Origin of the sequence: Paenibacillus sp. 1001270B_150601_E10, from assembly GCF_015558675.1 — a bacterium.
In the GTDB taxonomy this organism is placed as follows: Bacteria; Bacillota; Bacilli; order Paenibacillales; family Paenibacillaceae; genus Paenibacillus_B.
Map to the genome: position 1 here is coordinate 17613 of NZ_JADMOL010000007.1, position 20676 is coordinate 38288.

Sequence of the window (20676 nt, forward strand, 5' to 3'; positions counted from 1 at the left end):
AACATTACGTTCTATTCTTTCTCTTAAATGGAGGATAGAATCTCATGCAGTTCGCGAACGATACGACGCTGATAATCCGTTCCTTCTCCATACTGTTCCTTAATCTTCTGATAAGTAATCTTCAACTGCTCCGCATACGCTGGCGCTTCACGGTCCGTATAGGTTTCTTTGAATGCAACCATATGCGCCTGCACATCTCTTGGCCTTGGTCCCCACTGCGCGAGAACATGTCCACCCGTATCAGTAATCAGTACAATCGGTACCGATCTACCGCCCATGGTCAGAAATTGATCCATCGTATCAAGGAACTGCTCCATAATGAGCACTTCCGTTGGGATTCCCGCCTCGTCCATCACCTTAAACACGACGGGCACATTGCGTACGACATCGCCACACCAGTCCGCCATCAGGATCGAGCAGCGCAAATCATCCCGGAATTGGAGCGATTCAAAAAATGACTTATTGTCCTCTTGTGTCCATTCAAAGGAGTCGGACCATCTTACAAAGTCCTCTTGATTTTTCGTCATACCTTCAATAAAGGCTTGTGGCGTAATCCCTTGTCCCATTACTTTCGCGATGGATTGACTCACTGAATGTTCCCCGCTTTCTTCTTTGAAATGGTATATTTAATCAGAACATATACGATGAGTACAGCAAGTGCAATTAGAATAAACGGCTTTATATAAGGCGCTGCTTTCTCATCAATATGCTGCCAATTCGCGCCAAGCACATGTCCAAGATAGACGAATAGAATGGTCCACGGAATAACCGCGAGTGTTGTAAGCAGCGTAAATCGTCCAACCGGCATCTTGGAGATCCCTGCTGGAATGGAAATGGCGTGGCGAACAACGGGCACAAAGCGCGCCGTAAAAATAACACCGGTGCCGTACTTGCTGAACCATTCCTCCGACTTGTCAATATGATGCTTCTGAATCAAGATGTAACGACCAAAACGCTCCAGAAACGGTCTTCCGCCATAACGGCCGATCGCGTAAACGATAAGCTGGGCAAAAACACCGCCAATAACGCCGAAGATAACCGCTGGCACAAAGCCGATCTGCCCTTCTGCGACCAAATAGCCTCCATAAGCCAGAACAATCTCACTCGGGATGACCTCAATCATCAAACCAAGCATGATGCCCCAAGCACCCATTCCTTGAATCCATTCAAACAGGGTGGAGACCACTTGATGAATGATTTGCATGATTCACACTTCCTTCTCTCTTATCCATAAGTCCGAATACTTGTCTAACAATGTTCTATTAACCCATATTATTCTATCATATGGCCGATCATGACTCCAATGCAGGAATTAGGGTCCAAGCCAAAGCATAGATATGTACGAGTATCATATTGTGGCAAAGTGAGGGATCGTTCATGTCAAGATTCTGGGTAGTCTCCCGCAAGCAGTGGCATATTGGACTAGCCGTGCTTGCCTTTATCATGGTATCCATTGCCTTCATCAAGTATAGTCAACTTCAGATGTCAGAGCATGCAGCAAGCACAACAACTGGTGAAACTAGAGTGCTTCATATGATTACAGGCGAATTCAAAACCACCCTGGACAATGGCAAGGAGCTTGAAACCTACTTGTTCCATCCCGGCACCGTATATGCCCATGATGGAGAAAAGGTAGAGCTTCGTATAAAGGGAGTGAACGGCAAACAGCATGATTTTGTCATTGAGGGGCTGGATATCCGCGGAACGATTAAGAAAAATGAGGAAACGGTTGTGACCTTCCAAGCGAAAGAGGGCATTTACCGGATTGTATGCCTGACCCATGCTGACGCAGCGCATGAAGGGCCGATGGTCGGCTATATCGTTGTGGATTAATGTCAACGGTCATTCTAGTGCTATAAGCTACTGTCATATGGTGTGATGTACCTTCAAGCGAGGCTCCTGCATATATTAAATCACAATTCGCTTGGAGAGGAGATCACCATGAAACCTCGTGAACGACATCATGACCCCCTGCCCTCGGCTCGAAAGATTCGCCGCGCTTGTCAGAATGAATTGTACCGAACGGTAAAGCGAATGAAGGTCTACATCTCTGATGCGCTGATGAAGCAGGGCGAGGAGCTTTATGTAAACAAAGTCATCGGCAACCTCGTATGGATTCATGAGAACGGCAACAATCGAAAAGCACTTTCGGATTGGTGGGAGCAAGCCGTAAGTGAAGAACTGGCAGCCTTATGGCAGGTCGACAAACATCGGCTTACCGAGTGCTTCCGAAAGGCGTTTGGAGGCTAGGCGAGCTAGTCCACCCTGCCCAAAAGCAGCCATGCTTGAACGATATAGCATGGGAATAAGGGGCAGGAAGTGGACGAAAGATTAACGAGACTTCTCTTAATCTCTGCATAGTACGGTTGAATAAAAGACTGTTATACAAAAGAGAGACCTCCGATTATTAAAGAGACCTTCTCAACGCTAGGCATCCTATCAGCGTGGGAAGGTCTCTTTGAACTGCCGCTTTGAAAAGATCGGCCTCTATCCTATCACAACAAATGCGGTTAGATCTGCCGGAACGACCCGAGTCCGAAAGACTCGCCCTGCTTCATCTAGAAGCTCCAACCGAAGCACAGCATTCGTTGGCGTTCGGATCCCGTTGAAGCGCACGGTTCCATACGGATCGAACGAAGCACTTCCTACAAGCCTTCTCCCATTAAAGACTCTCGCTCTGAATCCTCTCGTATCAAATGCAACGCCATTATTCTGCACCCACAGCACAGTAAAGCGGGATAAATAAGGCGTGATCCGCTGCTTGTGCTTGGCAGGCTTTCTTTTCCGAACGTCGCGGCTGCCTTGGCTCGGTTGATGAAGAGGCGGTGTAGCCCGACGCACCTTGTTTACAGATGCTCGCACCCTGCTCACCCCTTTCTGCACATCATATGAAGATGCTACAGCTTATGCTATGAAAGGGAAAAAGGTATAGACGGCAATACTCCAATGCGCCCTCTTCTGTCGCTTATTCCAGCGTGTATAGCAGCAGCTTCGCTGCCATCGCAGCCTGCGAAGCTGCTGGAGTCATCGCGAACCGCTTGTCGTTCGCGCGCAAGTTGGCAACAAGGCGTACATCTGCCTCGTACGCCTCAAATTGTTGAAGCGCGGCCTTCGCCAGCTCTGCTGCGATAGGCCGCTTCGCCTCCGCAGCAGCGTCAGCAAGCTGCGCGAGATGAACGATCGCTTCGGTGCGAAGCTGCCTATCGAAGCGATCGTCTTGAACGGCAGCCTGCCAATAGGAGGCTGCCTGAAGCGGCTCTACCGCACGCTCGGCCGCAAGCGCAAGCTCGCGGTGGAGCGTCTTGCCGCGCTGCTCATAGCGTACGCCCTGTTGGAGAAGGGCGTACGCTTCCTCAGGCGGCAGGCGATGCGCCACAGCGATGCGAAGCGCCGTATCGGCAGGCGCGAGCGCCAGGCTGGCGCGAAGCAGACGGCAGCTGCCGTCATCGCGGCAAGGTGCTGCCGCGAATCCTTCAGCCGACGCCTGCACGGCGAGTGTCTTCGCGTCTATATGGTACAGGGCTTGAGCCGATAATAGGCTTAGCCCTATAACGATCGCCCCGAACAGCGGGAGCACAGCTAATCCTTGCGCTGTTCGCTTGAGACCGCGTCTCTCAAGCAGAAGACTTCTATTCGTTGCGCTCGCTCCTTGCCCAGGTACAATCGCGAGCACAAGCCAGGCGAGCCATATATAAACATACCAACCATATGCCATATCAAAATCAACTAGGCTGTGCACGCCCATAACAGCAGCAGCGAGCCCTGCCGCCAGATCGCTGCGTATGGCAAGCACCATAGCCCAGCACGCCAGTAAAACGGCAATCGCCGTGCCGATCCATCCTATATCGAGTAAGAGGTCGAAAACGATGCTGTGCACTTCTTTTCCTACGTATGGCTCCTGCTGTATGCTTGCAAACAGCTGGCGCCAAGTGTCTCCTCCCCTGCCGAGCCAAGGGCTTTCCTGCCATAGTCGCAAGGCATCCTTATAGAAGAGCAGCCTGGCGCTCCCCGTATCATAGTTCCCCGTCATGCGATGTATGGCATCGCTTGGCATTTCATAGATACCAAGCAGCGCGATACCTCCAGCTAAAGCCAGCATGCCAGTACGGACACCCCACACTGCTCGTCCACTCGCCTTGGATGATGCATAAGGAAGAAGCGCAGCAGCCCCGACGGCAAAAAGCAGCGGGACAAATGTCCATACACTATAATCAAGCCACAATCTTGCTGTAAACACACTTGCTCCAAACGCCCATATGAAGCTCCATGCCCCCCATTTTATATACAGCGAGCGGCTCTTGCTGCTTCCTAGAAATCCGATGATCACAGCTGCTCCTGTTGCAAGCCAAGCTGCTCTCGACTCTGTAAGCAGCAATACGGTTATATGGATGACGATACAGCCTATCGAATACAACGAGGCATGTCTATTGCCTAATCGGAAAAGATGAAATACGACAAACGCACCGGCTGCGGCCCCAAGCACATTCGGATACTGGAGCAAGCCTCCCAATCGAAATCCCCATGAGGATAGCTTCTCATTATCACTCATCATGACGCTGCCTTCCAGAGGGAGCCAATGATATAATGTCGCTAATGAACCCAATGAGAGCAGCATGCCAGAGAATACAAGCGCTCCTTCGAGATTCAGACCTGTTCGCCATTGACTCTTCGATGTTTCTTGGATCTGTACCCTTTTTATTAAAATAAAGCACCATGCTGCATAGGACGACCATCGAATCAACTGCATCCAAGTCGCGTGCACGGAAGCAGGCTGAAATCCCAGCGTAAGCCAGTAAAAAAGAAGAATGATCCATGTGATGCTTGCCAGCGGAAGCACTTTTTTATCTATTGCAAGACTAGAGCCTCGTCTATAGAGAGTCAAATAAAGACCGACACAGATGGATAATAATGCAGGAACAAGCATCGCTTGATCATAAAATAAGCCTTGCTTCCAAAGACACCATCCAAGAAATAGAGCCAGACCAATACTAAAGACGCCCATACGGCTTATAAGCGACCCTATTCGGGATTGTGACAGCCAACGAATATGAATGACCAAGTGATTTCGTTTCATATGCTCACCTCCTTTTAATAGACGGATGATGGGTTCCTACTCTCTTTATTCATTGCCTATGTCTAACCTGTATAATCTCAAGATCCGTTAGAAAACCGTTTTGGCTTCCTCATTATACCAGCATTCTCTCAGGGATCGTTATTTGCCCACACTCTGCTATAAACCGCCCTTAACTCCTATTCCCTCAAATAAAAAGAGCTGCCTAGAGGATTAGACAGCTCTTTCACCATATTGTTGTAATCATTCCCCACTTACATCACTCTATGACCTACAAGAATGACATCGCCATTCGAATCCGTTTGTACGATTGATTCTCAGGCTTCAGAATCCACTGACGGACATCAGGAAGCTCAATCTTTGCCCTTCCGTTCGCTTGGGCAATGCTTAGCAGTTCCTGCTGCAGCACTTGCTTACCTTGAAGCTCTATGACCGATATGAGCTTGACGCCTGATGCATCATTTTTATAAATGCCATAGATTCCTGCAGGCAGTTCGCTCTGTGAGCCTGATTGATCCAATGAGAACGTCACTTCCGCAGCACCTGCAGGGACATCTACTGTACGAAGCTCTGTTCCCGGCACTTGGCTCAGCCACTCCTGGAAAGGAGCAAGCCAATATTGCCCCTCTTCCGTAATCGGTACCGCAATATCATTGTCCGTATCTTCATAGCTGCCAGCATACTCCTTGAGTGATACTGCATTAACTTGGAAGTTGAAATCTCCTTCGACAGTGCCAAGTCTTAAGTCATCCGCTCTAATCTGAATCTTAAAGTCCTGATCCACTCCAGCTGGAATAATGAGCGTAGAACCTGATATGGTTGGTGTCACTTTCAAGATTGAATCAACTTGGATCATATCGTACTTGAGCTTGTCTCCATTTGCATCAGAAAAATAGGCATTGAGATCTAGCAGCGCTTCTTTGCCATTCAATAGTTGCAAAGGTTCAAGTGGTGCGGTGAATTCTGGGTACTCATTTTGAGAAGCCGTTATAAAAATACTTGAACTTATCCCGTTCTTCGTAAACTTGATCGTTATTTTTGAGTCTTTAAACATATGAATATTTTGGGATAAAGCAATATTTCCTTGAGATCCAAAGCTCGGTGTAAAAGCACCTGCCGTGTCCGTTATCGTATATTTTCTCCTGTCTTCAAGATCCGTCTGATTTACATTGCGAAATACTTTTGCAACCTCAACACTAATAAAGTTGTTATTTTCTAATAAGTATTCATCTCTTAGTGCTTCAACATTAACACTCGGAACGATCGTAGGATCACCTGCATGCACCATCACAGCAAACTTCTCAGCCGCAGTATTCCCTAGCGCATCATGCCAGGTTACCTGAACAGTCGCCGAACCAACTTGAAGGGGCTCTATCACATAGGTTCGATTATGAAGATCGACGTTCACATTGGCGATGGATGGATCGCTTGTTTCCACTTGATAGGTAACAGCCGTCACCGTCGGTTCAACTATAGGAAAGACCGCAGCGCCATTGTTAAGCTCGACCTGCTTCTCTGCCGAATAGGTTACAGGAGGGAAAACCATGCCTTGCGCTGAAGCAGAACGTGGTGTGATGCCGAGAATGATCGTAAATAGAAAAATGGCTGCAAGACTCATCAGGGCCAAACGGCGTGATGGTTGTAGGCTCATGCTTCTCTCTCCTTTGTTGTGAATTAACTTCTGCGAGATTGTTTGGATTTATTTTCAATATACGTATGTATTTGCTGGCTCAGGATAAAGGCTTGCAGCGAGCGGGCTGCATCCTCTTCCATATACTCGATAGTGGCTCCGAAGAAGCGCTCGTTCGCTTGTTGTCTATCGTGCACAAGTCTTATTGTGCAAGGAAGCTCCATACCTAAGTGAAGCTCAGCATGTGTCATGCTGCCAACATCCAGTGCTGACTGTAGGACTGCAGCTTCTGAGATCGTAAAGCCTATTCCTTTCATGCTAATGTCCATGAGATGGATCGGGATAGGCGACGGAGCCTTCACCATGTCTCCATCTTCATTCGAGTAAGAAGTAATAAAGCCATGCTTGCGAATCGCAATACGCGGATACTCCCGCTTCTCATTGAATTTCTGCTGTTCATGAGGCGGATGCACGAGCATCAGTGACCCTTGATGCCTAGCCACAATCTTCGTTGTAAAATTGTGCACCCCTGCTGGAGAGTACATCGTAACCTTTACTTTTTCACCCAGCTGAAACTGCTCATATTCAGAAAGTTCAATGTCCATGAGGAATCCTTCAAGATAAGACAGTACACCCGTTGCTACACTCTGCTCTCCTTCAAGAACCGAGCGGCTGTGCAGCAACACACTCAAAGGCTGCTGCTCTATTGATGTTTCCTTATTCACGTAACTGCTGTTCCCCTTTCCTTCCATTCATCCCGTCAGCTATATCTCACGCCCCGCTGCCGCCTCTTTATTTGTGATTGCTTGTACATCAGAATTCCCTTTGTCCTCTTGCTCTTCTTGAGGCAAGTGCTCAGGGTCTCGCCATATAGGCCGAATTCCGTTGCGTCCGCTTGATTTGGCCTCATACATGCGCTGATCTGCTTCACCAAGCAAAGCCAGAATCCAGCTGCGAGTATCCTCGGAGATCTCTAACTCCTCTCCTTCGTAAGCGACCCAGCCAACACTAATCGTTACCGCAATCGGCAGATCCTCCGTAATAGGCGGCGCCTGCTTCATTTGATCAATCAGCTGCTTCGCAGTCGAATAAGCTTCTTGTGCGTTCACACCCGGCATGAAGAGTACAAATTCCTCCCCTCCATACCTGGCCAACAAATCCGAGTGATGCAGCTGTTTACGAACGATATCGGAAACATAGCACAGGACTTCATCGCCTACGATATGTCCATAATTATCGTTGATTTGCTTAAAATGATCGATGTCAAATAGCACAATGCCGAAAGGCTGCCGTGATCTTACGCAGATCGGAACCTTCTCTTCCATTTGTTCAATCAAATACCTGCGATTGTAGCAATTCGTGAGCGGATCTGTAATCGCCATCTGCTGGAGCTTCTGATTCGCGTATTGCAGCTCCTGTTGAATATGAATGAGCTCTAGATTCCGCTCAAACAAGGTCGTGTTCTTCTGGTTCATTTGCTCAACCAGAACCCTTAGCTGCGTGACATCATGGAAGGTCAAAAGCCGACCTACCCACCTCTTGTTATCGTCATATATCGGTGAAATATGAAGAGAAACATGCATCGGCTCAATGTCTTTTTGAAGAGAGATATGGATCTCGGAATTCAAATGATCATACGGGCTGAAGTAGTATTGCGTCCACACTTCCTCGCGATCAGTGGAATCTGGAATCAAGCCCAGAATCTCCTTCATGGGAAGGGTTGAACCTTTCAGAACAGGAAAAAAGACGTTCATCCCACGATTCACGTCAATCACGATATCTTGTCCGTCCACAACCACTACACCAGCGGACATGGTATCCACAACCTCGCGTCTTGCGATAGACACAATATCCAAGACCCGGTAACGCTGAATGACGAAGATTAGAAACAAATCAGATAACACAATGCCAAGAGATGTCATGCCGTAAAGCTTCGGCGATTGCCCCTCCAGCAGTGCATTATAAATGAAGTCCATCCAAGTACAGCAGGCAAATATCGCGATGCCCACCAATAACAGCGCGATTTGCTTTTTCTGGATCTTTGACGCTGAGCCGCGGATCGTACGCAGCATATCAGATGCCGCAAGAATAAAGTAGAACGCAATCATGACGATATAAACACCAAACGGCCATCCCATATCGCCATTCGATACAGGCAGGGTCTTTAGGTTGTACCACCATTCCGGCATGAATAGAATAAAAGGAATAAACAGCAGCACCGGGGTGGTTAAGAGAAGCAGGTTTCCGCGAGATAAGGCGTACGCCGGCTTTGTAAATAATCGAGCGAACAGCACCCAGCCCGGCCCTAATGCAAGCAATGAGATCAAGCCCGCATAACAAGCTATCTGCCTTTCAAGCAGACTCGGTGAGGTATGCATAACCCATTGACTTAACGGCCACACAAGCATGATGAAATGAAATGCTAAATAGTATTTATGTAAAGAAGAAATAACGTTTACAGCAAATACATAAATCATTAATGCAAGCATCACTGAAAACATGAATCCATCCAACCAACCAGCCTCTAGGAGCATTACTATCTCACCTCTAATCATCTCTAATTCGAGACGCAAATGCTTGATCTGCCAAGCGAAAACTTCGCCATACTATCAGACCATTCTACTTGATTTTCCTTATTGTTACAATCTGTTGCGCATTGTTTCTTCATGTACGATTATGCCAAAATAAAAGGGTAATGTTAATTGTTTTATAGAGGAGATCATGCAGATGATGTTTCACGTTGAGCCCATGCAAGAGGAGCATGCCGAATTGGTTTGCTCCTGGGAATATGAGCCGACTTACCAAATCTATGGCTTCCTACCATGGGAGCATATGAAGGCGCTTGAAGTCGAATTCGGTGACCCTGTTATTCGTGAATCGCAATATGCCGTTATCATGTCGGAGTATGGCTCGGTTGAAGGATTCGCTCAGTTCTTTCCGCTTGCCGGCGTGACACGATTAGGACTTGGCATGAACCCCGCTTTAATTGGGAAAGGCCATGGAACGGCATTTGTAGAAGCGATCGTGAAAGAAGCGATTCACCGCCATCCTAACGATGAAATTGATCTCGAAGTGCTCACTTGGAATAAACGAGCCGTACATGTCTATCAAAAAGCAGGATTTGGAATTACCGATACCTATGAGCGTCCTACCCCTACAGGAACAGGTGAATTCCACTGCATGGTATACCAACCTCGTAGATAGCAGCAGATGTAATCGTTTCCATGTATTGGCACAACGAAGAATCTTATAAAAAAATACCGTGTCCCCTTAGCAATTCAGCATGTCTATGTCATACAAAAAAGAACACCATCATATTACATATCATGGTGTTCTTCTAAGCATGCTGTTCTATAGTTGAAGGGCTCCCTAACGAGTAAAGCCCCTTGTCTCAAGAATATCCTGAAGAGCTCGTTCCAGATACGGATCAAGCTGAAGCCCCTCACGAAATGCCAAGTACTGCTCCCAGCTTGCCGCCTCGCTCTTAAGCTTGCTCTTCACTGCACGAATCAACAGATTCTTCGGTGTATGCTCCATGTCAATAAACTCAAGCAGCTGAGTCTGATAGCCCACACAATCCAGAAGATTCGCTCGCAGTGCGTCTGTCGCCAGCGCACTGAATCGCTCCTTCAGTATACCATGCTTCAAGAGCGGTGCAAGCATGTCATTGTTCACTTGTGAGAATAATTCATGCTGGCAGCACGGAACCGACAGGATAACCTCTGCTCCCCATCTTACCGCTTTGTTAAGTGCCGCATCCGTTGCAGTATCGCACGCATGAAGCGTCACGACCATATCCACCGGAGACGTGCGATCATAATCCGCAATATCGCCTACCGCAAATTGCAGACCATCATACTGCAGTCTTCTTGCCAACGACTCACAGTGCTCAATCACGTCTTCCTTCAAGTCAAGACCGTAGATCATAACATCTCGCTGCAATAAAACATGCAGATAGTGATACAAAGCAAAGGTCAGATACGACTTGCCGCAGCCAAAGTCAATGATCGAGATCGGGCGATCTTTGGGCAGGTAGGGAAGCACATCCGCCACCATTTCAAGAAAACGATTGATCTGCTTGAACTTATCAAACTTCTGAGCGACAACTTTCCCCGCTGCATTCATAATGCCGAGCTCAACAAGAAATGCCGCAGGCTTGCCCTCTTCCAGAATGTACTGCTTCTTCCGATTATGCGACAGATCGGCAGCAGGAGACTTTTTCGCCTTCGTCTTGATCGCGACCTTATGCTTCTTGCTGATCATCACCTGATGCTCCGCTTCCGTTGTTCTGATCAATGCTTGACGGAAATGATGCTCCATAAGCGCCATCCATTTCTGAACGGCCTGATCCGATTCCATATTCTCATGCACGACTTTATTACCAACATGATAGGTGATTTGAAGCATGCGGTCTCCTCTAAGCTGTACGGGCTTTAATACCGCCTTCGTGCACCCTTCCATCGGAGCTGTTCTTACTTGGCTGATTACAGCCGAGTGCAGCGTTCCCTGCTCCCATATGCGCTCCATAAATTGCTGTAGCTGTTCCATCTTATGCTCATCCTTCTATTTAAAATCGCTTGGCTGCTGCTCTTCATCGCTCATACTAGCTGAAGCCATTCGTCTCTTAATGTCGATAATCGCCTGCTCGACCTCATCCCTTGGGAGGCTAGAAGCTGCTAATTCCTCGTCGCTTTCTTCCATAAGCCGCTCATACCAAGCAAGCCCCTTTTTAAGACGCGCCACGTCTCTTTCCATCCACTCGTAGCATGCGTTCTCCGCTTCCGAGTAGCGCTGATCGCGGGCATGCCAATGCCATAACAATTCCAAAAGATCATCGTCCAGCTTATACGGCCGAAGACGATGAGACATCTCTTCCATGATCTTGTCCACAGCGAGCATCTGTCGATCGCTGCCTTGCAATTGTGCAGTAAGCAGCAGGGAATAGGCTTTCATCATCCGCCCAATATAATAGGCTTCAATATCATCACGCTGTAGCGCAGCATTCCCTCTCTCGTCGCCATCTAAAGCAACGTCCTTGATCAATTGAGCGCGTTCCGCGAAGGCAATGGCAAAAGCCTGCAGCTCATCCGCTTGTATATGGCCATGTCGATAAAACAATTTAATCAAGTCTTGCGAAGACAAGGAATCCGCGAGTTCTCCCTTAATGCGAAATCTTCGGTCAAGAAGATCATCCCAATCCTCTAACAGCTCCGTACGCTTTTTCTGGTGTTGCAGCCCAAGCAGCTGCCCAAGCATCGTCGTCATCTCTTGAATAATTCTCATCAAGTAATCCCGTTGATACATCCATATCCCCCTATGATTTCATCGTTTGATTGCTGCTAACATGGTTGAAGATCAAATCATGTATACGAGCTTTACGTCACGCAAACTTGAAATAAAAATGCTGCCTGTATGAGGCAGCACTTGTGAGATCTTTTCTATTATACGGGGTTTACCTGATCTTTGACAAATGAGCGAATCAACTCCACGAGCTCGTCAGGCGTCTCCATCATGCTCATATGCCCTGCATCCTCAATAACATGCGAAGAAACCTTATCGCGTGTCGTCGTAAACAGCTTATCAGGCGTCATCTTCGAATCCTTTCTTCCTGCAATCAATAAGAGTGGAAGCGAGGATTGATCCATCACATGCCGGCGATCTATACGCTCGCGCATGGCTAAGGAAGCGCCAATCGCTCCTTGTGGCGGTGTATGGTAGCCAATCTGTATGGCAGCTTGAATCTGGCTGCCCAGCTGATCCAATCGATCAGGATTAAATAAGGAGGGAATAAGTTTATCCACAAAAGTGACAATGCCTGCTGTTTGAATGTTCTCCACCGCTTGAAGACGCCGTGCTTTCCCTTCTTCGTTGTCGGGATAGCCGTTGGAATGAATCAATCCAAAGCCCAACAAGCGATTCTCATATCGTTCTGCCAGAGATAGCGTAATATAACCTCCAAGAGAATGACCCAGCAGCACAAAGCGTTCAAGCTGCAGCTTGAACGCTACTTGAATGATGTCATCTGCCATCTCTTCGATTGTATAGGGACCATTGGGCGCAGCGCTCTTGCCGTGACCGCGCAGATCCAGTGTAAGGACTCTGCAATGCTCGCTAAGCTTATCGACAATGGGCGCAAAATATCCGCTGCTTCCGCAAAAGCCATGCAGCAGCATAACGGGCGTACCGGTTCCCTTTTCTGTAACGTGAATATGTAATCCTTGGCGTAATTGAATTTGCGTCATCGTATTACCCTCATTTCTTCATAAAATAACGCAAGCTTCATCCTAATTAGGGTATGCAACGCTTGCAGCAAATATGTTAAATCATGCGAATGTAAAGAAACATGAATATTATTCTTGACAAAAGCTTCTATCAACCGCCCTCCGTCCATAAATATATACTATATTACACTTCCACTCATCACTTGAAACTTAATCGAATTCATGAACATTCTCCGTCCTGCCATTCCCATATGAAAGGGGGTGAATGTAATGAAAGAGCTCGAACTATTCTTAGGTACTTGTATGTTTATGTTAGGGCTCGTGCAGCTTATTATTGCTTTGTCCGATCGGAATAAAAAGTAATCCGCCCCTCCAAGGAACGGATCGTAAAAAGAACTTGCCTAATATGGTGTCGAGGAGTCGGATGCCCCACATCCGGCTCTTCTTGTGCGGCTGTTGAATGCCCACAACTTCATACTATGGATAGAGGCTGCAATTTATGACTTCGGATTGCATCCGTCTTTGTGAAAGGCCGATGTGATGGATTCCACAATCTCTCTCGCCATGCGCATAACGGAATAGAGCGAGGTCGTTTGAAGGGTCCAATACGGCTTTACCCCATTCTCATTCACAATGGCCGCAATGCTGTAATCCCCAACGGCAGGAAGCTCCGTGCCGACCGATTCCGCAGGCTGAATAGAGCCTTCTGCGATAAGATACTGGCCTACATTCAGCGGATGCCCCAAGCATGCGTCGATGGCGATCAATACCTTGTCCGCGGGTACATTCTGTAAGCGCAGCGTAAGATTGTTCGAATCACAGGGAGACTCCAGGGTTCCCACTACATGCGGGCATCCCTTCTCCGCCAATGCTGAGCCAACTAGAGGGCCCAGTGCATCCCCTGTTGAACGGTCCGTCCCGATGCATAGAAATACGATCTGATCCAACCGATGCTTGTTCGCAAGCTGCTCACAAAATTCACGAAGCTTTGACGCATCACCACGCATCGTCCCATTATTCCCCTGAAGATCAGAGTGCACGATCTCTCTTCTATACATGCAAATCTCCTTATATCGTCGTTTAGATGACTGCGGATTCAACTATTTCACTGTACCGCGTTATCTTGAGCCCATTGTACTTTAGAATGGTAGGAAAGCCAAGTCTGTACAATAACGTTTTGTTTTCGAATGCTGCATGTTACAATACGTTCAGTAATGAATCAAGGTTGACGGGGGGACTACGATGTCTGGAGAAGTAACACAAGCCGAGATCGAAGCCATGATTGAAGCGATTAAGGAACGTTTGAAGATGGCTACTGCACAAGCGATGCAAGCATCTGCATTCTCAGTTGAGCAATACGAGGATATCAAGGATATTCATGATGTTGTCATGAGCAAGCCGCATTTCAGCATTAGTGAGATGGAGGCTCTGGTATCGGAGCTTGGCAAGCTAAGACGATAAAATCGAGCATTTATGTATCATACAGGCTCCCACGATGTAACATGGAGCAGCCCAAAACGGTCGTTCAGTGATTATTGCTGAACGGCCGTTTTTTATGTTAGACTCCTCCTTCTCTCCAAGACAACAAATATGCAAAAGAGCTTACCTATCTGCTGTGGGTTTGGAATCATTAATTCCCACTGCATTCATGGAAATACAAGGCATAACGCGCGGTTTCTTTGCTGCGCAAGGGAAGAAAAAATTGTGCGTCTCATCAAATTATGTTGCTTGCGGGATCTTTCGCGCACTTTTATGATGAACCCAAGCGGAAGAACGGGCCCGTTAGTTCCGACACAGGTTTAATGAGGAAAGGGGAAGATCATGAAAGCAGCCGGTCAAGCGAGCAAGCGCAGATCGTATCATCTGCGCGACAATGTTCAGCTATATTTGATTATGCTTCCCGTTCTGGTTCACATTTTTATATTCAGCTACATTCCGATGTACGGAATCGTCATTGCCTTTCAAAATTATTACCCGGGTAAACCCTTCCTTTCGTTTGGAGGAGAGGTAGATTGGGTTGGCTTTCAGCATTTCATTGATTTCTTCAATGGGCCATACTTCGGCAGGCTGATGAAAAATACCTTTTTGCTTAGCTTCTACTTTCTCGTGTTTGGCTTCTGGGTACCGATCCTGTTCGCCCTCTTGATGAATGAGCTAAGAATCGGCTCCTTCAAGAAGTTCGTCCAAACGGCAAGCTACCTGCCTCACTTCATATCCAATGTCGTTGTGGCGGGCATGGTCTTGTCCTTCATTAATGTGGACGGTATCATTAATGCGCTTGTGAAGCTGTTTGGAGGCCATCCGGTAGCCTTAAATACAGAGCCCGGCTATTTTCCGGCCATTTATACGATCACGAGCATATGGAAGTCGTTTGGATGGAGCAGCATCCTATACTTGGCCGCGATGTCATCGATCGATCCCCATTTATATGAAGCTGCAAAGATGGACGGCGCCAATCGATTGAAGCAAATGCTTCATATCACGCTGCCTTCTATTCGACCAACGATTTTTATTTTGCTGATATTTGCAATCGGCAGCTTGCTGTCCGCAAACAGTGAATTCATCCTGCTTATTTATAATCCAATGGTCTATGAAACAGCGGATGTCATCGGCACCTATTTGTTCCGTGAAGGCTTGCTAGGTGGAAACTTCAGTTCAGGAACGGCGGTCGGACTGCTTGTATCGCTCATTAATTTTACGCTGCTGTATACTGCTAACGCACTCAGCCGCAAATACTCTGATTACGCCTTATGGTAGGAGGAGTTCATATGATCACCGCGCTCAAGCGGAATCCGAACAAGATCAGGCAAGGTTCCATTGTCGTCGATATTATCCTGTATGCAACTGCGCTATTCATATGCCTGATTACCTTGTATCCATTCTATTATGTTATCATCATGTCCATTAGTGACCCGCAGGAAGTTGCGGCTATGAATGTATTCTTGTTTCCAAAAGGATTTTTTCTCGGCTCCTACGAACTCATCATAAAGGATGTTAAAATGTGGTGGGCTTACTCTAACACACTTATTTACGTCACTGCAGGCACCCTGCTGAACTGCCTGATGGCTGTACTCGGTGCTTACCCGCTTACCGTCAAAAATTTGAAGGGGCGCAAATTGATTGTCGTCTTTTTGCTTATTCCGATGTACTTTGGAGGCGGATTAATTCCAACTTACCTGCTTGTAAATAAACTTGGCCTGTACAACACCATGTTTGCCGTCATTATTCCTGGGATGGTAAGCATCTGGAATATCATTCTCGTTAGAACCTTTTTCACCACGATTCCAGATGGATTAAAAGAGTCGGCGTTTATCGACGGCGCTTCCCACTTGCAGCTTCTGTTCAAAGTTATTTTGCCGATTTCAAAGCCCATTATTGCCGTTATCTCCATCTACTCGGTCGTTGGCATTTGGAACAGTTGGTTTGATTCATTAGTGTATCTTCCGAATGAGAAGCTTCACCCGCTGCAGATGTATTTATACCGTGTCGTTGTCCAACAATCGGTAGATTTGAAGACGCTTTCACTCGAAGATACCCGAAATGCAGTTGCTAACATGCTCTCCAGCATTCAATTGAAATACGCCATTATCGTGTTTACGACACTTCCGGTTATTTTTACGTATCCATTCTTTCAAAAGTACTTCATCAAGGGAGCGCTTCTAGGCTCGTTAAAGGAATAGGGTTGCCACAATCATGACCAAGGGGGAAAACGTTCATGAATATTTGGAGAAGAACACTTTTAACTGTACTGGCTGCCATGCTGATGATTGGATCGATCACAGCCTGCAGCAGCGACAACAAGACCGCAGAGGGAGGAAATAAGGACTCTGCAAGCAACACAAGCAAGCTTCGCCTGCTTGGGCCCAGCTCTTCCAACAAGTACATCAAATTCGAGGATAGAGAAAAATATCCGGTATGGACCGAGGTCGATAAACTGCTTGATGAAGCAGGCCTGGATTTGGACTACGAGCTTGTACCAAATGAGCAATATGATGTCGTTATCAAAACAAGAATGGCATCAGGCGCTGATCTTCCAGACATCGTTAACATTTCGAAGCTCGATAACACAACAGTACTGAATCTAGCCAAGCAAGGGGTTATTCAGGACCTTACCCCGCTTATTGAGAAGTACAGCAATGGCAACATCAAGAAAATGTACGATAACGAGTTTCCTTATGCGAAAAAGACAACCACCTCTCCTGACGGGAAGATGTATTGGTTCAGCAATCTTCATAAGAAAACGTATCAGGAAAAAGATCCTGCACCTGTCTCCCTGACCATGCTCGTTCGGAAAGACTGGTTGGAAAAATTAAATCTGCCTGTCCCAAAAACAGCGCAGGAATATTTGGATACATTGAAGAAATTTAGAGAGCAAGATGCCAACGGCAACGGTCAAAAAGATGAAATTCTATCCTACGATCCTGGCTTGTTCTCAGGTGCAATTGCCCAATGGTTCGGCCTTGGTACCGATATCACCGCGGTAGATGTGGAGCACAAAAAGGTCGTGTCTCCTTGGTATCAGGAAGGCATTAAGGATTACTTCCGCTACATGCAGCAGCTCGTAAAGGAGGGTGTATTGGATACGAGTCTGATCGGCGCCCAAGGCGAGCAGCGAACGCAAAAGATGACCGAGAATCAGGTTGCCTCTCTTTCCGACTACAATCTTGCAACCTATAATGAGCCTCTCATCAAGGGTGGCGGAGAGTATCTCCCGTTAATGCCGCTTAAGGCCGTGGACAGCATTACGCCTGCTGCACAGTTAGAGCCCCCGTTCCTTGTCTGGCAAAAATACGCCATTACGAAGGACGCCAAGGACGTAGAAGCTGCGATCAAATTTTTCGATGTGATCTATTCCGAGCAGTATGCTGACCTCTTGTATTGGGGAATTGAAGGCAAGACGTATGAGAAGGACAGCAACGGCGCTAAAGTCTTTATTAACACCGGTACAGAAGAAGAACAGGCTAAGTCAGGACTGATTGCGGGCCGACCTCTATTCGGCGATACGGTATTCCCGCGTGTACAGTATGCAAATTTGGAGTTCGAGCTTACCAGCGTTCCAAAGCATAAAGCGGATAATGAGCTTGAAGTGTTGAAATACAAACCGTATTTCGTAAATATGAACAACAACTACTTGGCCATTCCAGATGATCAGCAATTGGAGAGAAAGACCAAGATCTTAACGAATCTGACCACGTATTCCACGGAGCTTGCTACCAAGCTGGCGCTTGGCCAGAAATCGCTAGATGACTGGGATCAGTATATGACGGAGCTGAAAAAGCTCGGCCTCGATGAATTAATTGAAATTGATCAGCAGCTTCTTGACCGATACAATAGCATCAATTAGTGATTGGTTTAATACAATGTGGAAAATGGCAGATAAATATCCCTTAACGGGTCTGCCATTTTTCACGTTTCATACGGAGGGGGGAACTGGGGATGCATAAACGGCGTTTTGGAAACAGCGCATATCGAAAAATATTGATCTCGTATACCGCGATCATTATGATACCCATCATCATCTTCAGTGCCGTAAGTGTATATCAAAGCATTCGGGAAGACCAGAAACAGCAATACCAAAAGCATGCCCTGGATGCAAAGCGAATTGCCGACAGCATCGATAATAAGCTAATCGAACTAAAAAACCTGGGCAAGACGATGAGTAATGAAGCTTGGTTGATTAAGCTGATACAAAATACAAATATTTATGAATCCGAGTTTGATTTTCTCTCGATGCTCGAAATTAGAAACAATCTCAACCAAGATATTAATTCACTCGGCGTCCTATCCTTTGGCATGCTGATCTTCCCTGAGAAAGATCAAGTTCTTTCCTCTTGGGGCACCTATGCTAGCGAAGATTTTTTTAAGCATGTTGCCGTTATCGACTCTGCAACGAAACAGGAAATTGAGGATTCACTTCAAACACCAGACTACTTTAGAATTCTTCATCCAGCAAAGGTCAGCCTATGGGGACACGGAAAGTCCGTCATCCCTGTTATTCAAAGTCTAGAGGTCGTAAATCACCCGCGAGCCGTTCTCGTTCTCTTTATTGACAGCGCTTACTTTTCAAATTATTTGCAGCGCTTTGGCGGTGCGGAATACAAAAATCTCAGGATATCCAATGATGAAGCCGTCATCTACTTCCAAGCGCAGGGTACTCCATCCTCGAAGAGCTTGGACGAGAAGACCTATTCGATTGAGCTGGCATCTGAGGTGAGCAAGTGGAAATATGAGGTGGCATACATCGATCCTCGCTGGATATGGGTTCACCATTTACTAGGCCCCTTGCTAGTCTTAGGCCTGCTGCTGGCCTTAGGAATCTGCTGTACGCTGCTGTTGACCAAATTGACTTATCAGCCGCTGCGAATGCTGTTAAACAAGCTTTCTGGCAAGTTAAAGGATGAAGCGTTTAAAACCATCCCTGCAACCGGCTCTGAATACAGCTACATTGAGAAGTCATTTGATCGTTTGCTGGATGAAAATCAAAAGCTGCAGCAGGCAATGAAGGATTTTGAGAGCGCTGCTAGATCCAATATGCTGCTGCGCTTGCTTAAAGGCTATTTCCCAGATGAGCAGCAGCTGAATAGGCTTCACCACTTTGGAATTCCCTACACAGATGACATGCATTACTGCACCATACTTATAAGCTTTCATGCCGTACAAGAGCACACTCATCTGGACAGTCTGTGGAAGATCGAAATGGCTACGATGATGATCGTTGAAGACATGATGAGCCGTACCCATATGAACTATGAGCTGTTTGAAGTGGCCCATGCGGATTATGGTCTCATTCTATCCTCAAGCTGCCCAATCGAGGACGAAGGATGGGTCGGGCAAATTACGGCAGAGCTGTCCGCAGCCATAGGACGGGTTTGTGGTTTCCAGCCAGACGTACTGCACGGCTCACTAGAGAAAGGCATCGTCGGGATCAGCAAATCGTATTACGCAGCTCAAGAACGGTTGCAGGTCATCCTTTTTTCAAAGGAACATAAGATCCAAGAGCCTGAAGCTACAATTCAGCATGCAATCCATTATTACTACCCAACCGACTGGGAGGTTCAGCTGATCAATAATTTAAAAATTGGCAACCTCGACACATCGATTCAAATTCTGCATGAAATCATGATGGAGAATGAAAAGCGCCAGCTGTCTGAAGGGAGTACGGTTAAGCTCATCTCTTCTTTGATGGAAACGATGTTAAGGGTTCTTCAGGAGCTTAATCTCGATACAGGCATTTATGTGAAGCAGTTCGACAACCGCGTAGCGGCAGCTGACCCTAGCGCGATGTGGAGCTATGTATTTGAAATGGGTACTCTGATATGCGAAAGAAAGCAATACTCCAATACCTCCTCCTCTTTGGAGGTTGGCAGCAAGATGCTGCAATATGTAAACGAAAATTACACGAATGTGGATATTTCGCTAAAACAGCTGTCTGAGAGATTTCAGCTCTCCGTGTCAGGCGTATCCAAACTTTTCAAGGAAAATACGGGGATTAACTTCTACGATTACCTCTGTCGCCTCCGTATGGAGATGGCTAAGGAATTGCTCCGTGAGAGCAATTATCGCATCGATGACATCGCCCATCAGGTCGGCTACGAAAATGTGTATTCCTTTAAACGAGCCTTTGCCCGCTATGAAGGGATTAAACCCGATGAATACATGAAGCTGGCTAACTAGAGTGTTGAGCATCGGGAACGGCGTGAACATCATAGCCGAATGCATTGCATCATATTCCTGCATATAAAAAAGGCAAGGGG

At 46.9% G+C, this 20676-nt stretch carries 19 protein-coding genes; 8 read left to right on the forward strand and 11 right to left on the reverse strand.

What is annotated here, in order from left to right:
- Nucleotides 1–23 precede the first annotated feature (23 nt).
- Both I2H74_RS16260 and I2H74_RS16265 read right to left on the reverse strand, forming a co-directional pair.
- Entirely contained in the window at nt 24–590 is a 567-nt protein-coding gene (locus I2H74_RS16260) for a thioredoxin family protein (protein ID WP_324254087.1), read from the reverse strand.
- Nucleotides 587–1204: a DedA family protein gene (locus tag I2H74_RS16265; protein ID WP_195575295.1), complete on the reverse strand. Its 618-nt coding sequence runs from the start codon at nt 1202–1204 to the stop codon at nt 587–589. The genes I2H74_RS16260 and I2H74_RS16265 overlap by 4 nt, the downstream gene beginning before the upstream one ends.
- Before the next feature lie 173 nt (nt 1205–1377).
- On the opposite strand from I2H74_RS16265, the gene I2H74_RS16270 reads away from it, so the two are divergent.
- Nucleotides 1378–1833 (forward strand): cupredoxin domain-containing protein, encoded by a 456-nt coding sequence (locus tag I2H74_RS16270; RefSeq protein ID WP_195575296.1) that lies wholly within the window; start codon nt 1378–1380, stop codon nt 1831–1833.
- A gap of 108 nt (nt 1834–1941) precedes the next feature.
- Nucleotides 1942–2250 (forward strand): dehydrogenase, encoded by a 309-nt coding sequence (locus I2H74_RS16275; protein ID WP_195575297.1) that lies wholly within the window; start codon nt 1942–1944, stop codon nt 2248–2250.
- Nucleotides 2251–2487: 237 nt separating this feature from the next.
- Here the strand turns inward: I2H74_RS16275 and I2H74_RS16280 are convergent, their stop codons facing one another.
- The 5 genes from I2H74_RS16280 to I2H74_RS16300 form a co-directional block, all read right to left on the reverse strand.
- A complete protein-coding gene (locus I2H74_RS16280; protein WP_229106751.1) occupies nt 2488–2862 on the reverse strand; it encodes a hypothetical protein in 375 nt (124 codons plus the stop codon).
- Between the two features lie 103 nt (nt 2863–2965).
- Nucleotides 2966–5074, reverse strand: a complete 2109-nt coding sequence (locus I2H74_RS16285) for an O-antigen ligase family protein (RefSeq protein WP_195575299.1) — start codon at nt 5072–5074, stop codon at nt 2966–2968.
- 268 nt (nt 5075–5342) lie between these two features.
- Entirely contained in the window at nt 5343–6722 is a 1380-nt protein-coding gene (locus I2H74_RS16290) for a hypothetical protein (RefSeq protein ID WP_195575300.1), read from the reverse strand.
- 23 nt (nt 6723–6745) lie between these two features.
- Nucleotides 6746–7426 carry a PilZ domain-containing protein gene (locus I2H74_RS16295; RefSeq protein WP_195575301.1) on the reverse strand — a complete coding sequence of 227 codons (681 nt, stop codon included), beginning with the start codon at nt 7424–7426 and terminating at the stop codon, nt 6746–6748.
- Nucleotides 7427–7465: 39 nt separating this feature from the next.
- A complete protein-coding gene (locus I2H74_RS16300) occupies nt 7466–9202 on the reverse strand; it encodes a diguanylate cyclase (RefSeq protein ID WP_229106752.1) in 1737 nt (578 codons plus the stop codon).
- Between the two features lie 226 nt (nt 9203–9428).
- Here I2H74_RS16300 and I2H74_RS16305 point away from each other — a divergent pair, with 226 nt between their 5' ends.
- Entirely contained in the window at nt 9429–9905 is a 477-nt protein-coding gene (locus I2H74_RS16305) for a GNAT family N-acetyltransferase (protein ID WP_324254088.1), read from the forward strand.
- Between the two features lie 165 nt (nt 9906–10070).
- Here the strand turns inward: I2H74_RS16305 and I2H74_RS16310 are convergent, their stop codons facing one another.
- The 4 genes from I2H74_RS16310 to yyaC all read right to left on the reverse strand — a co-directional run bounded on the left by I2H74_RS16310 (nt 10071) and on the right by yyaC (nt 13980).
- Entirely contained in the window at nt 10071–11249 is a 1179-nt protein-coding gene (locus I2H74_RS16310) for a class I SAM-dependent methyltransferase (protein ID WP_195575303.1), read from the reverse strand.
- A gap of 15 nt (nt 11250–11264) precedes the next feature.
- On the reverse strand, nt 11265–12005 hold the full coding sequence (locus I2H74_RS16315) for a DUF6483 family protein (RefSeq protein ID WP_195575304.1): 741 nt from the start codon (nt 12003–12005) through the stop codon (nt 11265–11267).
- 137 nt (nt 12006–12142) lie between these two features.
- Complete coding sequence (locus I2H74_RS16320) at nt 12143–12943, reverse strand: alpha/beta fold hydrolase (RefSeq protein WP_195575305.1); 801 nt, start codon at nt 12941–12943, stop codon at nt 12143–12145.
- 476 nt (nt 12944–13419) lie between these two features.
- Entirely contained in the window at nt 13420–13980 is a 561-nt protein-coding gene (gene yyaC, locus I2H74_RS16325; protein WP_229106754.1) for a spore protease YyaC, read from the reverse strand.
- 184 nt (nt 13981–14164) lie between these two features.
- Between yyaC and I2H74_RS16330 the strand changes: the two genes are divergently transcribed.
- The 5 genes from I2H74_RS16330 (at nt 14165) to I2H74_RS16350 (ending at nt 20596) form a co-directional block, all read left to right on the forward strand.
- Nucleotides 14165–14383, forward strand: coding sequence for a DUF1128 domain-containing protein (locus tag I2H74_RS16330; RefSeq protein WP_195575306.1), 219 nt, complete (start codon nt 14165–14167; stop codon nt 14381–14383).
- 360 nt (nt 14384–14743) lie between these two features.
- The gene (locus I2H74_RS16335) at nt 14744–15679 is read left to right on the forward strand and encodes an ABC transporter permease (protein ID WP_195575307.1); all 936 of its coding nucleotides are present in this window, start codon (nt 14744–14746) and stop codon (nt 15677–15679) included.
- A gap of 11 nt (nt 15680–15690) precedes the next feature.
- Entirely contained in the window at nt 15691–16602 is a 912-nt protein-coding gene (locus I2H74_RS16340; protein ID WP_195575308.1) for a carbohydrate ABC transporter permease, read from the forward strand.
- A gap of 35 nt (nt 16603–16637) precedes the next feature.
- Nucleotides 16638–18266, forward strand: a complete 1629-nt coding sequence (locus tag I2H74_RS16345; RefSeq protein WP_195575309.1) for an extracellular solute-binding protein — start codon at nt 16638–16640, stop codon at nt 18264–18266.
- Nucleotides 18267–18358: 92 nt separating this feature from the next.
- Nucleotides 18359–20596: a helix-turn-helix transcriptional regulator gene (locus I2H74_RS16350; RefSeq protein WP_195575310.1), complete on the forward strand. Its 2238-nt coding sequence runs from the start codon at nt 18359–18361 to the stop codon at nt 20594–20596.
- Nucleotides 20597–20676 lie beyond the last annotated feature (80 nt).

Excerpts from the sequence above, each read along its gene's own strand:
- I2H74_RS16265 (WP_195575295.1), bottom strand. The coding sequence starts at position 1,204 with ATGCAAATCATTCATCAAGTGGTCTCCACCCTGTTTGAATGGATTCAA.
- I2H74_RS16270 (WP_195575296.1), top strand. The coding sequence starts at position 1,378 with ATGTCAAGATTCTGGGTAGTCTCCCGCAAGCAGTGGCATATTGGACTA.
- I2H74_RS16275 (WP_195575297.1), top strand. The coding sequence starts at position 1,942 with ATGAAACCTCGTGAACGACATCATGACCCCCTGCCCTCGGCTCGAAAG.
- I2H74_RS16285 (WP_195575299.1), bottom strand. The coding sequence starts at position 5,074 with ATGAAACGAAATCACTTGGTCATTCATATTCGTTGGCTGTCACAATCC.
- I2H74_RS16290 (WP_195575300.1), bottom strand. The coding sequence starts at position 6,722 with ATGAGCCTACAACCATCACGCCGTTTGGCCCTGATGAGTCTTGCAGCC.
- I2H74_RS16300 (WP_229106752.1), bottom strand. The coding sequence starts at position 9,202 with ATGTTTTCAGTGATGCTTGCATTAATGATTTATGTATTTGCTGTAAAC.
- I2H74_RS16305 (WP_324254088.1), top strand. The coding sequence starts at position 9,429 with ATGATGTTTCACGTTGAGCCCATGCAAGAGGAGCATGCCGAATTGGTT.
- I2H74_RS16310 (WP_195575303.1), bottom strand. The coding sequence starts at position 11,249 with ATGGAACAGCTACAGCAATTTATGGAGCGCATATGGGAGCAGGGAACG.
- I2H74_RS16315 (WP_195575304.1), bottom strand. The coding sequence starts at position 12,005 with ATGTATCAACGGGATTACTTGATGAGAATTATTCAAGAGATGACGACG.
- I2H74_RS16320 (WP_195575305.1), bottom strand. The coding sequence starts at position 12,943 with ATGACGCAAATTCAATTACGCCAAGGATTACATATTCACGTTACAGAA.
- yyaC (WP_229106754.1), bottom strand. The coding sequence starts at position 13,980 with ATGTATAGAAGAGAGATCGTGCACTCTGATCTTCAGGGGAATAATGGG.
- I2H74_RS16330 (WP_195575306.1), top strand. The coding sequence starts at position 14,165 with ATGTCTGGAGAAGTAACACAAGCCGAGATCGAAGCCATGATTGAAGCG.
- I2H74_RS16335 (WP_195575307.1), top strand. The coding sequence starts at position 14,744 with ATGAAAGCAGCCGGTCAAGCGAGCAAGCGCAGATCGTATCATCTGCGC.
- I2H74_RS16340 (WP_195575308.1), top strand. The coding sequence starts at position 15,691 with ATGATCACCGCGCTCAAGCGGAATCCGAACAAGATCAGGCAAGGTTCC.
- I2H74_RS16345 (WP_195575309.1), top strand. The coding sequence starts at position 16,638 with ATGAATATTTGGAGAAGAACACTTTTAACTGTACTGGCTGCCATGCTG.
- I2H74_RS16350 (WP_195575310.1), top strand. The coding sequence starts at position 18,359 with ATGCATAAACGGCGTTTTGGAAACAGCGCATATCGAAAAATATTGATC.